The 13,353-nt window shown below is 45.5% G+C and carries 10 protein-coding genes; all 10 read right to left on the bottom strand.

The window, feature by feature from the left end:
• Positions 1-1,054 (bottom strand): endonuclease/exonuclease/phosphatase family protein (locus DXA54_RS22570; protein ID WP_120080696.1); only part of this gene is annotated, 1,054 nt, incomplete at its 3' end.
• 45 nt (positions 1,055-1,099) lie between these two features.
• Positions 1,100-3,757, bottom strand: coding sequence for an ATP-binding protein (locus DXA54_RS22575; protein WP_120080698.1), 2,658 nt, complete (start codon positions 3,755-3,757; stop codon positions 1,100-1,102).
• A gap of 71 nt (positions 3,758-3,828) precedes the next feature.
• Positions 3,829-5,043 carry a glycosyltransferase family 2 protein gene (locus DXA54_RS22580; protein ID WP_008647235.1) on the bottom strand — a complete coding sequence of 405 codons (1,215 nt, stop codon included), beginning with the start codon at positions 5,041-5,043 and terminating at the stop codon, positions 3,829-3,831.
• Positions 5,044-5,107: 64 nt separating this feature from the next.
• Positions 5,108-6,607, bottom strand: a complete 1,500-nt coding sequence (locus DXA54_RS22585) for a hypothetical protein (RefSeq protein WP_120080700.1) — start codon at positions 6,605-6,607, stop codon at positions 5,108-5,110.
• A 13-nt stretch (positions 6,608-6,620) separates the two neighbouring features.
• On the bottom strand, positions 6,621-7,475 hold the full coding sequence (locus tag DXA54_RS22590) for a glycosyltransferase family 2 protein (RefSeq protein WP_004300359.1): 855 nt from the start codon (positions 7,473-7,475) through the stop codon (positions 6,621-6,623).
• A 14-nt stretch (positions 7,476-7,489) separates the two neighbouring features.
• Positions 7,490-8,647 (bottom strand): glycosyltransferase family 4 protein, encoded by a 1,158-nt coding sequence (locus DXA54_RS22595; RefSeq protein ID WP_120080702.1) that lies wholly within the window; start codon positions 8,645-8,647, stop codon positions 7,490-7,492.
• A gap of 39 nt (positions 8,648-8,686) precedes the next feature.
• On the bottom strand, positions 8,687-9,814 hold the full coding sequence (locus tag DXA54_RS22600) for a glycosyltransferase family 1 protein (RefSeq protein ID WP_117512343.1): 1,128 nt from the start codon (positions 9,812-9,814) through the stop codon (positions 8,687-8,689).
• 63 nt (positions 9,815-9,877) lie between these two features.
• Positions 9,878-10,789 carry an SP_1767 family glycosyltransferase gene (locus tag DXA54_RS22605; protein ID WP_008647238.1) on the bottom strand — a complete coding sequence of 304 codons (912 nt, stop codon included), beginning with the start codon at positions 10,787-10,789 and terminating at the stop codon, positions 9,878-9,880.
• 2 nt (positions 10,790-10,791) lie between these two features.
• Positions 10,792-12,246, bottom strand: a complete 1,455-nt coding sequence (locus tag DXA54_RS22610; protein WP_004300364.1) for a lipopolysaccharide biosynthesis protein — start codon at positions 12,244-12,246, stop codon at positions 10,792-10,794.
• Positions 12,239-13,351 carry a glycosyltransferase family 1 protein gene (locus DXA54_RS22615; protein ID WP_120080704.1) on the bottom strand — a complete coding sequence of 371 codons (1,113 nt, stop codon included), beginning with the start codon at positions 13,349-13,351 and terminating at the stop codon, positions 12,239-12,241. The genes DXA54_RS22610 and DXA54_RS22615 overlap by 8 nt, the downstream gene beginning before the upstream one ends.
• Between the last annotated feature and the right edge of the window lie 2 nt (positions 13,352-13,353).

Here is a 13,353-nt window from a genome sequence, read left to right on the forward strand (position 1 = left end):
AACCAAACCTCAAAGTGTAAAAGGTGCATTTCTTCGAATGCTTACGAATATAGTCGATTCTCAACAAATGCTTGAAGTACTTGAAAGTATACATATACCCATGTCCGCTCGTCTGAAAGCCATCCTGCAACTTATCACCTTTTACAGTGTGATAAACATACGAAGACGGCAGAGAGTTAAAGTCACCGCAGACTAGAGTAGGATAGGGGGAGGCGGCTATCAGTTGCTTGAGAAGATCAGCTTGTACGGCCCGTTTCCGGAAATTCTCGTGTAAACCGTCGATAAGTCCCAGGGCAGCATGTTCCACTCTTTGGGAATCATCCGTACGAAGTCCCTTTTCCAGTTTGCGCTTGTTCTGGCTTACTTCTGTTGTTTGGAGATGATTGTTGAACAGGCGGATGGTGCGACCATTGATTTCAATATCACATGCAAGACTGCAATTTTTCGAATCAGGATAGATGATAAGATGCTCCTCCTTGATAGGATAACGGCTGAAAACAGCCAGTTGCAACAGATTCTTCCCTTCGGGCGAAGAAGGAATATAATGATACGGCCAATTAGAAAGAGCTGCGGATATACTATCGATGCCAAACTCATCGTTAATGCCAAATTCTTGGAAACAGAGAATATCTGCTTGCAGATTTCTCATGTAAGAAGCAATCTCCTTGCATGAGTAGCCGGTATGCTCGTGGTTAAAGGCATCGACGTTGTAAGTAGCAACCGTCAACACTCCCGGAGTATATACATTCATTTTAACCATCGGTGACGAAGCCGGACTGAAAAAAGGCGATTGTAATACACAGCTCATATATCCCCAATTGCTGAATATAGCAATCAGAGGGATGAAAACCCAGCACCGCCAACGAATCGTCCAGTAGATAGCAGAAGCAAGATTAGCCAATAAAAGTATCGGCAGTATCAAACCGATGAAAGGCATAAATTTGAAACTATCCGGTGCGGCATTGCCTACGAAAGCACCCGCAATGGTAACTCCTGCCAAAATACTGGTCAGCACGATGGATATGTAATAAAACAGTCTGTAAAAGGCTTTCATTTAATCTAAATTATTTGCTGGTTATATCATGAGGGATTAAGCTCTCTACGAAGGAAGCAACCATTTATGAATCATTGCTTTCAACTTATCATCCGCTATTGGTTTAGCTATAAAATCATTGCATCCCGCTTCTTCAGCCGCTTTCCGGTCCTGTTCGTATGCAAAGGCACTTTGAGCAATAATAGGGACAGTGGCAGACAGCTCACGGATGATTTTTGTAGCTTCCAGTCCGTCCAGATTCGGCATCTTGATATCCATCAAGATAAGATCCGGTTTCACTTCATCGAACATCGTGACAGCTTCCATTCCGTCATGCGCACGTATAAGCTGATGGTCTTTACCTAGAATAGCCTCCAATAAGTCGAAGTTACTGTCCGTATCTTCGGCAACCAAAATACAGGCATGCCGTGTATTTACAGAACTGTCAACATTCGAATCAGCAGTTTTTCCGGCAGATGCTATTCCAGCAATGTTCCCTTCACCATTCTCTTTCTTTGAAGAATCCACATTTGCAGGATTTGCAATCGTGTATGGTAAAGTAAATGTAAACGTCGTCCCCTTGCCAAATTCGGAGTTGACGGAAATCTTTCCACCGAGCCGTTCAACAATAGACTTACAGATAGATAACCCCAATCCTGTGCCCTGCGCATGATTGTTCAGCTTTGCGAAACGCTCGAACACACGCCCCACTTTCTCCGGTTCAATTCCTGTTCCGGTATCCGTTACGTGGAATACAATCTGATTGTCCACCAGTTTGTAACCATAACTGATGCTTCCTTCCTTCGTAAACTTGACAGCATTTCCAATCAGATTTGAAATCACCTGGAATACCCGGTTCTTGTCCGTTTCAATCATCAGACTTTCGTCCGAGGATTCATAGACAAGGCTTACTCCCTGCGGAGTACGGAATATATGAGCATCGTGCACTTCCCGGCAGAGATTATGGAGACTGGCCGGTCCGAAGGAAAACTCGATGGTTCCCGATTCAATCTTCGAGAGGTCGAGAATCTCGTTGATAAGTTGCAGGAGACGTTCGTTGTTCGCGTTTACGATGTTATAATACGTCTTCCGTTCTTCCGCATCGTCGCTTTCGGCAATGAGATGCGAGAAACCTACGATAGCATTCAGCGGCGTACGTATTTCATGACTCATATTGGCGAGGAAGGCCGACTTCAGGCTATCAGACATTTCCGCTTTCTCTTTCGACGACTGAAGTTCCCGTTTTATCATTTCCAGTTCCGTGACATCCCATTCGATGCTGACGATGATAGGCGAAGACAATTCGTCCCCATCCACCCGGATCTTCCGCTTGTCAAGGATAATCAGGTTTCCGTTCCGGTCCTTTCCTTCCACCGTCCAGTGCATACCTTTTCCGCTGGTGGCCACTTGAATATCCTCCTGTCTCTTCTTCTCTGCCACGATAGGCGGGTAGAAATCGAAGTCATTCTTACCGACAGGATCGTTCTTGTAAAGATCGCGGTTATAAGCCTCCCGGTTCCGGTAAATGTACCGGAAATCATTATTGATCTCCTTCACAACAATCCCCGCGGGGAGATTATTGATCGTCGTATCCATGATTTGATTCAGCCGTTTGATTTGGGCTTCATACCGAATCCGTTCGGAAATATCATGGGCAAACGACCAGTAACTTTCTTCACCGGAATCATTGGTGACGTTGTACATCGTACCTTCGTAAGCCAATATATCTCTATTGATTTTCGACGGATGGTGAGCCACAAAGTTACTGCTGCCACCGTGTATGACATCTTTGCAACGTTCGTTCCAAGCCTCTTGCGTAGGCATATCTGCGGCAACATTGTAAATCTTTAATTGACTGATGTCTTCGTTTTCTGAAATACCATGATTGTACAGGAAACGACGGTTAGCGAAGATAATCGTGCCATCGGGTCTGGCGGCAAAGATACTTTCTTTGGCATTGTTGATGGCATGAGTCAGTGTGTTGATGTCATTTCTGCGATGCTGTATATCCGTGATGTTCTGAATATACCCTTCGATGTTGAAACTACCGTCGGGGCGCTCTTCACGCAAATAAGTCTGGATACGCATATAGAAGATTTCTCCGTTCAGGCGAACGCGATAACTGATGCTCTCCATGTTGAGCTCTTTCTCGTTCACGTGGCACCATTCAATAAAACTCTGACGATCTTCTTCTACAATCAGTTCCACATATTTCTCAATGGCAAGGTTTTGTACATTTTCCTCGCACAAAACACCAGTATATCCAAGATAATGAAAAATATTCTGTTTCGTATTATACGTCCATTGTCCTATCTGGGCTACCTTTTGAATGGTCCGCAGGGTGAGATTTGCCTGTTCCAACTGTCTTTTTACGTTGCTTCTTTGCGTGATGTCGCGATATTGGCAAAGCACCATACCGTCATAAGGGAACATGAGGCATTTGAAGTAAAAAGTTTCGTCTTTCAGCACCAACTTGAAGTTCTTGCTGATGCTTCTTTGTTCTTCGAGTACAATCTGGAAGATGGGCATCACCCTCTCTCTCGTATATTCTGGTAAAAGCTCAAATATATTTTTTCCTAAAAGTATATCCTCTTGCAGAAACCATAGATCACAATGAGGTTCAATGTCTACGCAGACTCCGTGCCTGTCAACCAATAGCATTGTATCTGCCGTCAGTTTCAATATTCTTTGTGCGTTATTCGCATCATGTAATATTCTGTTCATGTCTGTTTTTTATTAGATGATAGAGACTAATGTCTTAATAGTAAGGATAACAAAAGATAATAGTATTTGTTTTACCTTTCGGCACGCTTCGCCTTTTCCCAGGCTCCGCTTCCTTTTTTCTTTTTCAGATAACGGATGCCTTTCAATACATTGACATTCATAAATAGGAAATAGTAGGGGATAAAAAGCAACTTGTTTTTTATCTGTTTGGTGGATAGATAATATCCCCAATATCCCAATCCGTAAAAAAGAACCTGCATGGCAAGCAGCACTCCGTAGAATATCGCGGAACCGCCCAACAGCAGAATTACAATATTCAGCGGGAAGAGCGCGAACAACAGGAACGGAGTAATAGACCACCGCAATACCCGGTGCGACGTATATTGAAAGCTAAGTATCCCGTAACGGAAAGGATTCAGCAACGGACGAAGTCGCCAGATAGACTGCAATCCTCCGGCAGCGATGCGCACTTTCCGCTTTTCTTCTTCGCGCATATCTGCCGAACCGCTTTCGATGGCGTAAGCATTGGTGCAATAAGCAATGGTGTAACCTTTCATGGTGATCCGGAGCGAAAGAATAAAATCATCGAGCAACGTGTCCGGTTCCATTGCTTCGAATAGTTCACGACGCACGGCAAACAGTTCGCCTGCTGCTCCTACGGCCGAGTAGAGCCGTGCATCAAGTGCTTTCAGGGTTGATTCGTATTTCCAGTAAATACCTTCACCACCGGCAGCCGCCCCGTCTTTGGTCTGTACGGCGATCCGTTTTTCGCCGGCCGCGCAGCCCACTTTCGGGTCTTGGAAAGCAAGTACGATTTCCCGTATGGCTTCCCGGTTTACCATGGTGTTGGCGTCCGTAAAGACGACGAGCGGAGTGTCCACCAACGTCATTCCACGTGTCATTGCAGCCGTCTTACCCTGTCGTAGGGGTTGGAAGTGTACGGTCGCTTTCCCCTGCCAACGGGTTTGCAGTCGTTCGTTCGTACCGTCATCGCTTCCGTCCGTCACCCATACGATGTGCAGCTTGTCCGCAGGATAATCCAGCTCAAGACTGTTCTCCATCTTTTCGTCTACAACATCTTCTTCGTTGAATGCCGTAATGAAGAGGGTAACTTCCGGCAGGTCTGCGTCCGATGCCGGCAACGAACGCTTCACAGGCTTCACGAAAAGCTCTTTCAACTTGACAAGAATATAAAGCACAATTCCGTAGCCCAGGTATGTGTAGAATACAATGAACAGGGCAAGCCAGAAAATAATTTCAAGACAAAGGGTAATGGTTTCGTTCATAGCTATATTTGTTTATTTTTCTTGTATCGTTTACATTCAGCTCTTATTAGCCTCTTATTTCATTTTATTCAGCTCGTTTCTTCAACTCCGTCTTTTTATCCGAATCTTTCAGCATATTCACAAAGTAGTTGGCGTCCGCTTTGGCAGAAACATCTGTCGGATTCGCTTCATATCGTTTCACGAAATTCTCGGCGTGTTCCGCCAGGTATTTCCGGCAGTCGATATTTAGCATGAAGAAATCTTTATGGTCACCATAAGAGAGTCCTGTAACATCTTCATTTGATTTTATGCTTTCAATGTCCTCCATTTTAAGCCCGAAAATATTTTCAGTCACGGAAGGGTAATAGAAAGGAGCGGAGTCCTCTCCATTCAGATTTAGTGTCAGTTTCCACGTGTGCGTATTTACCTGTTTGATTTCCGGTTTGCTGTGCAAACGATAGTAATAATATTCATAATATTCTTCCTGGTTGGTAAACCACATAGAGTCGTCACCATCTCGTCCGTATGTGTCGTTGAGCCATTCCAAGAAGTTTACCCAACCGGTATCTGTATTATGGGCACCTATAGAAATAGCTGCCCGCTCTTCTTTTGGATTTTCCATTTCCTTGAGAATAGCCGCCTTAATCATATCCGGATTTGTCAGCCCGCTACCTTCGGGTGGGTCATAGAAAGCTCTTTCGATCACTACTTGTTCAATATCTCCGTTTTCTTGAAATGGATAGAGTTTTGTAGCTCCGCTTTGTGCACACAGGGTTCTGATTTTATCATATCTCAAAGCCGCTTTGATATAATTTTTATCTCCATTAGGCTCTGCCAGCATTTTACAAGTTCGATTATTCAGTTTCTCACGTATCATGCTTTGAGCAACAGGAAATTGTGCCAGCAACTTATCTTCTGTTTTATCTTCGTCAGGTAGATTCAAGTCATGGAAAGCGATGCTTACTCCGTAATTCATCATTTCCTGCAAGTTGCCCCATACTAACATTGTTTTTTTATAAAAGCGGAAATAATCTCTTGTATATCCATTTTGTACCCATGTTTGTGTGTTCATTAAATCATCGTCGGCAGCCACGGTAGTTCCGAAAGAGAAACGTACTTCCTGTCCGGTACCATTGGTGGTAGCTAATGTTTTTCCCAATGAATAATAATCAGGAGGCAAATCACCGTTTTGCAGATGAGCCAGATCGCAGTAGTAAATATAAGATAAAGGTTTGCCATGAATGGCAGCCCATGTATATGAAAAGGCTGAATGCATACAGTCGTCCTGTGTCATCAGAAACAGCCAATCTTTGTTATATTTCAATGTTGGTATTTCCGTATACAGATATCCTACCTGTCTGTCTGCTTTCAGGTGGATGGTTATTTCTATTTCTTTATCGGCTGTTTCATTACCGAACGGGTATATGAATTCCGTTTCGCAGATGACATCCCGCCTCTTTCCATTATCCTTGTTTTCATCCTCGTCTTTATCTCCTTGATATAGATTCAGTTTGCGGATACATCCCGACATAACTAAGCCAATAATTAAAAATAAAACGATACCGATATTGAGATTCTTGCACATAGGCTTTCCTTTCTTACTTCTTTTTTACTAGATTACTCTCCTCATCCTTATATTCCTTCTTTTGGGTGAACAGTCCTCCGATACCTTTTAATCTGCTGACGACACGCACCTTGAAACTATTGAACAGAGTTCCGTCGGCTCCCACCGTCCCATATCCGGTGACGGCACGCGCACGTCTTTTCCGTACAAATGCAATCTTTCCAAATTGCTTGAGCTGCAAAGCCAGATATCCGTCTTCACCGCGGATAATATCCGTGCGGATTCCCGTTTTCCTCGCACATTCCGTCCGGTAAGCAAATACCAGTCCGCGCACACTAAGCTCCGGACGCTTGAAAGACTGCAACCATAAATGCAAGTCGCGTGCAGCCTCATAGATTTTCAGCCCCATCCAAGAGTGATCCTTGTCGGGAATATAACTCCAAAGCGAGCTGACAGCCACTACACCCGGCTTTTCGAGCGCATCCACCATTGTTTCCACATACTTTGCCGGATACATCGTGTCAGAATCAATGTTGATATGATATTTTCCACGGGCATGGTTCAGTCCGCAAAGACGGGCAAAACCACAACTATGTTGCGTTTCCGTGAAATAAGGCACACCGCAAGCCTCGTAAATCTCCGCAGTGCGATCTTTCGATTCGTTGTCCACACCAATGATTTCTACAGGATATTTACATTTCATCTCGCTCAACGACCAGAGACAGGCGAGCAGATGTTTTTCCTCATTGTATCCGATGAGTGATACAGTGACAAGCGGTTCGTTACTCTGCAATCCGGCCAGATTGCGGCGTACTTCCTCGATAACGGCTTGCGGAGCTTCCGCAAAAGGTTTCTCATAAACCTGTAAATACTTAGAATACCATTCCATAGATATTGAATGCTTTATTTGTTTTCATTAACCGGGATAATCAGGCTTTCAAATAGTTGTTTCCATTGTTCGGCAATATTTTCTATTCGGAAGCGCTGGACGTCCATACGCGCCTGCTGTCCCATTTTCTTACGTATATCTTCATTCTCTATTAAATAAGAGATTTTCTCCGCCAGTTGTTCGATATTCCCGTCTTCTACCAGCAGACCGTCTTTTCCGTCGCTGATAATATCCCGCGGGCCGCAGGGACAGGTGAATGATACGGGCGGCACGCCACATGCCATTGCTTCTATAATAACCATTCCAAAACCTTCGAAACGTGATGAAAGGGCAAAAATTGAACTTTCACAGTACTTGTCGACAATATTGGAAACAGTAGGTTCCAATATACAACTGGCAGTAATTCCTAAAGAGTCAATCTGCTGTTGCAGTTGCTCACGCATACCGTCTCCGTAGATACGCAGTATCCAGTCGGGATGCTTTCTGGCAACGAGTTGCCAAGCCGGGATCAGGCGGTCGAATCCTTTCTGCGGAACATATCTCCCTACCGCTATTACCTGTTTATGGCTATTGTCAGATATTTGGTCGGGAAAAAAAGGAAGAGGGTTATGGATCACTTCAACATTATCCAATTCCGTCCATTCCTGTGCATCCTCGTGGCTCAATACGATGAAACGTTTCAACTGGCGAAGTTGCCGGTATAACTGCTCTCTCCAATAATTGCTTACGATTGTCCGTAAGAATGCGGGCAGACGGCTGTTGCTGAAATCTCGGTAATTAGATTTGTTAAAGTGTATTTCACCCAACTTTGTGCTGCCGTCCGTCATCCGATTGATGAAATTGATGTCACGACGGAGCAGGGAGATAGTAATGTCCGGACGAATTTGGTGCAGACATTCGTTGAGTTTCTTTTTAAAACGTCTTTGTTTCGCAATATATTTAGGTAGTTTTTTATAGAATGACATTCCGTTCAATTCATCATAATCAATGTCAAGTTGATGAAGAGTGATGGACGGATGCAGTTCGTAGTACGGTTTCTTGCCCTTCCCGTCTGTGAGGATGATATGTATTTCATAACCAAACACTTCGGCGAAGTAATTTGCTTTTAGTGTCAATACCCGTTCCATGCCGCTAGGGTAGTAGAGGGCGGGGATGCAGTAGGCTATTTTCATGTTTATCAGAATATTGTTTGTTATTAATTGTGTTTTTGTTTATTTATCTTTAGTCTTTATGGCGTCGATCACTTTCTGCATTTGCGCCTTCCACGATAGCGGGCAGACTGATTCGCGTATCTCGGCAGGCGTCATTTTCAGCGTTTTCCGGAAGTCGATCAGTCCCTGAATATCCACCGGAGATTCGTCGGGTGCCACCTTCCATACATACGGCATGTGGTCGAAGTCGTCGTCGGTTTCCGAGTAAGTGAACGCGAAGCCACGTGCGGCATACTCTCGGTTTTTCAACGTTTTGATATACGTAATTCCGCTGCGGTGGCGTCCCAGGCTGCCAATGGCAAAATCTGCTTTTTCGAACATCGCATCCAGTTCGTCGCCATGCAAAGGACCATGCAGAAGAACATACGGTTCGAGATGGTTGTCACGGACAACAGGCAAGATCCCCGCCCGTTCCCGTTCGCCGGACAGCGGGCCTACAATATGGAAATATACTTTATATTCCGGATTGTTGCGGTAATAATCTGCCAATCCGCGCACAAGGCGGTCGAAGCCGTGCCAGTAGTGCACTTCCGCCACTCCGATCAAGTGCAACTCTTTCGAAGTGTCATTCTGCTGCTGCTTCATCGGAATCGCCTCAAAATCAATTCCGTTGGAGATGCGTATGGTGTTTCCGCCAAATATTTCTTCCGCATTGGAGAAAGTGACGATACCGTCCAGAGCCTTTGCGAGCTTGTGACGGAAACAGCGGTCGATGGCTAGATGAAATTTCATGGAACGGGTGACGTACTCCTGATCGTAAGGATAAGTAGGAATTTCCATCACCACTTTTGCGCCTGTACGTTTCAACGACTTCACCAGCCGGAGGGTGAACGGACTGGCATTGTGAAAAGAGCGCATATATACAAAGTCGATTCCTTCGCGGCGTGCATAGTCAAGAATAGGAGAGTAGTAGACACGTTTCCAAATCTTTGCGGCAAAGCCCGTGCCGAAATCAGCGATCACTTCGTCATCCACCATCCAACGCCGTTCGCCATAAGAGGTCACATCATAATGACACAAGCGAACATCCACTCCACAATCTTTGAGGGCTTTCACCTGATAACGTATCTTCTTACTAATTCCGTTGGCCTCATTGAAGCCGTGAAATATAAGGAAAAGAGCTTTCATTCTTATTTTCAGTATTCAATAATTGTTTATTCTGTTTTTTCTTTCTCAAATTGTTTTTCTTCCTCAAACGATTTGGGCGATGATTTGTTTCCGGTATTCTTCTCCGGCATCCGCCACTTCGCTGCCAATGGCAGTTTCGTTGACATATTTTCGTTCCAGTTTCACTTTTTTATGGGCTCCCATCCGCCACCATTCATACTCTACGTCCACATGACCAACGTCGATGGCCTGATAGCCGGCTTTAAACAAATCGTAGGCCAACACAGTGGCTGCAGGGCCGAGGGCAATCAGAAACAAGGCTTCTTTTTCCACTTTGCAGGCCTCCCGCTTGATGTCTTCCAGGCGTTCGAATGCATCTCTGGGCGGACAAAGAATACGCCGGATGCTCCGGGCATTATCGAAAAGATCGTTGCCCACTCCGAGCCGGCTTTTCTCCCCTTCGATGAAGACGATGTCCCGGTTGTCCCAAATGCCTTTCATGTCGTGAAACCATCGGGCGGAATCTTCTTTGCGGGCAAAGTCCATATAAGGACGGGTGACGAATGTATTGTAATATTTTCGTCCCGCTACCAGCAAACGGTCCCACCACGAACCGTACAGATAAAAATGAGTTCTCCAGAACCGGCGACTTTTGCGATTGTAGCGATACAAATCGCGGAATGCGTCGGAGATGCAGACAATATGTCCTTCTTCGTGACTTTGCAGCACTTCGGTTAGTCTTTTAGCCAATAACGGGTCACCTTTCTGGAAACGGATTTCCTTTTCCGGACTGGTGAGCAACACTTCACCATCGCCAAAACGGCTGACAGAGCAACGGTCGTCGATGATTTTACGTATCGTTTCGTCGATGGAAGCTACTTGCGGTGTGATTTTTCTCTTTTTTCGCAAGACGATGTACCAGAAATTGTACCATTCCACAGTGCTACCATAACTTATTTTATAACGTAGCGTTATAAAAATGTCGCGTATATTCATAGCTATAGACTTTTTTTTCTTAACGACCGCACTTTACCGATCATGTCATACTCATGCGTCATCTGTATATAAATGCCAAAGATAATAAAACTAACGATACCTTTAGCAATAATTGTCACAAAAATGTTCATCCCTTCCAGCGCATACTGCATTGGAATGAGGGCTAATGCTATCAAAATGCTAATCACCAACGGAGAAATAAGCTGACGGATGAACGGCCAGGCACTTTGCCGGAAGGTCACCCGGTACATCTGCCAATAACACTGTATAAAGTTGATGGTGAATGTCACCACAATGCAACTGGCCACTGCTGTCAGGGTTCCGAAATGGAAGATGCCGAGCAAAATTCCCGCCACGTTGAACGCGGACGAAAACACTCCGCACACAAACAAACTTCGTGTATCGCCTGCCGCCTGAAAGATGGAGCCGGACGAAGAGAGTATAATCTGAATCCCTACGGAGAGCGACAGTATCCGGAACACGGGTACGGACGGCATCCATTGATCGCCGAAAATAATAAGCGTCACTTCCTCTGCCGTGAAGAAAAGCAGCACGCTAAGCGGCAGACCGATAAAGGCGAGGAAACGGACGATGCGTTCGTAGGAACTCAACAGTTTTCCCTTGTCATTCTGGAAATCGCTGAAAATAGGGTGCATCACCGGAGTGATTACCTGCGTGATATTCTGCAAGGGCAGCATCATCAAACGATACGACTTTTCGTAATATCCCAGATCGGACATACTCATATATTTACCAATCAGCAGTTTGTCCAGATTGCGGCTGAAATAGTTGATGACATTGAACAGGAATTGATAGGCGGAATAGGAAAATATCTTCCGGAGTACCGTCAGTCCGAGTGTGAAACGCAACCGTTGCGGGTAACGCTGAAAGGAAATTACGAAGATCAGTACGCTGGATACGATTGGATTGATAATCAATGCGTACAATCCTGCTCCGCAGAGGGCGGCGGTTACCGCGGCTGCACCTGCCGAAATCTGAATGACGAAGCTACGGATAGCAATGAATTTAAATTCTTTGTTCCGGTAGAACATGGCTCCCGGCACAATGGTGGCGGAGGCGAAGAACAGGTTGACGGACAGCAGTTGGCACAGGATGCGCAGGGTGTCACTTTGGTAGTAATCGGCGATGATCCACGAAGAAGCGAAAAACAGAATGCTGATTCCGATGCCCGTCCATATAGTAAATGAGAAGATGTCCGACAAATCATCTTTAGTCAGCGATTTGTGCTGCACGATGGCGGGAGACACTCCCATGTCGGTGAGAAGATTGAAGAAGGCGATGATGACGGTGGCAACAGCTACGATGCCGAAGTCGTCCGGTGATAGCAGACGGGCCAGAATTCCTGCCACAACAAGGGATATGACGACGCCACTGTATTTGGCCAGCGCTGTGTAAAATACCCCCGAAAATAATTGACTCTTAATATTATTAGCCATTGATTGCTTGTTTATATGTTTGCGCGTATGCTTGTCCCACTTTGCGGATGCTCATGTTTTCCATACCGTATGCGTAATTCACTTCCCCTTGTCCCCATGCGGCAAGCCGGCGGGCTTCTTCGAGTGCTCGCAGGATGTCTTTCTTGTCGTCGGGATCGAAAGTCGGGTTACCGGTTTCGGAAAGCAGTTCGCCGATGTTTCCCACCTTGGGACCCACCACGACTTTGTGGTAGAGGAAGGCAAGAGGGACATTGCCCGAGTTCAGTATATCTTTCCGCTGGATGAATATCACGTCTGAAGCAGCCATATAGTAGGGCAGGTCGCAGTTGTCTATCAGTTCGTCGTTGGCTCCCGCCTGTAGTTTATACATACGGTTGAGCAGCGGCATGAGCAGATAGTATCCGGCTTTTGAAATCCATCGTTTGATGAAATTCCTGCCATAGCTGTTGCGTCTCGAGAAAGGGTAGAGGCGCGGAGCCAGCAGCATCTTGTGCTCCTCGTCCCAGGCGCGGAAAGCTCCGAGCACCATGCGTATTTCTTCACGGTTGCGGAATTTTCCGAAAGCTGTGACGATGAATGCATCTTGCGAGAGGTTGAGATACTGACGTGCACGCTCTACGCTGATATCTTCTTTATAGGTATATTGGTAAATGTGATGAGGAATGACAACATTCTGACTGTCAGGATACTTCGTGAGAAATTCGTCCCGGCTAAACCGTCCCATGTGTACAACGATATCACTCTGCGATTCGATAATGTCATAGGCCCGGCTGATGATTCCGTTTGCGTAATGCGGACGGACATTGTGGCGTGTGTAGACAAAACGTGCTCCCCTCGAACGAAAAAAACTGATTCGCTCTTCCAGACGCCTGATGATATCAGGATCGTTGCATGTCCATCCCACCACTTCTTCCGGCCACTGGAAATGTATGATATCATAATGCTTATCCGAGTCCCAAAACTCTTTTGTGGAACATCGCACGTCAATTCCAGCCATTCTGATAGCATCGCATAAGATAGGAACAAATAGATTGTCGGTTTCTCCGTTTTCTCTGAAAACGATCAGTGCTTTTATTGATGGGCTGTCTGTTTCGCTATCAATCATTT

Origin of the sequence: Bacteroides sp. OF03-11BH, assembly GCF_003604005.1 — a bacterium.
GTDB classification, from domain to species: domain Bacteria; phylum Bacteroidota; class Bacteroidia; order Bacteroidales; family Bacteroidaceae; genus Bacteroides; species Bacteroides ovatus.

What these genes read in the sequence shown, in the direction of transcription:
- DXA54_RS22610 (WP_004300364.1), bottom strand. Translation starts at nt 12,246, where the DNA reads ATGGCTAATAATATTAAGAGTCAATTATTTTCGGGGGTATTTTACACA.
- DXA54_RS22615 (WP_120080704.1), bottom strand. Translation starts at nt 13,351, where the DNA reads ATGATTGATAGCGAAACAGACAGCCCATCAATAAAAGCACTGATCGTT.
- DXA54_RS22590 (WP_004300359.1), bottom strand. Translation starts at nt 7,475, where the DNA reads ATGGAATGGTATTCTAAGTATTTACAGGTTTATGAGAAACCTTTTGCG.
- DXA54_RS22575 (WP_120080698.1), bottom strand. Translation starts at nt 3,757, where the DNA reads ATGAACAGAATATTACATGATGCGAATAACGCACAAAGAATATTGAAA.
- DXA54_RS22580 (WP_008647235.1), bottom strand. Translation starts at nt 5,043, where the DNA reads ATGAACGAAACCATTACCCTTTGTCTTGAAATTATTTTCTGGCTTGCC.
- DXA54_RS22605 (WP_008647238.1), bottom strand. Translation starts at nt 10,789, where the DNA reads ATGAATATACGCGACATTTTTATAACGCTACGTTATAAAATAAGTTAT.
- DXA54_RS22595 (WP_120080702.1), bottom strand. Translation starts at nt 8,647, where the DNA reads ATGAAAATAGCCTACTGCATCCCCGCCCTCTACTACCCTAGCGGCATG.
- DXA54_RS22600 (WP_117512343.1), bottom strand. Translation starts at nt 9,814, where the DNA reads ATGAAAGCTCTTTTCCTTATATTTCACGGCTTCAATGAGGCCAACGGA.
- DXA54_RS22585 (WP_120080700.1), bottom strand. Translation starts at nt 6,607, where the DNA reads ATGTGCAAGAATCTCAATATCGGTATCGTTTTATTTTTAATTATTGGC.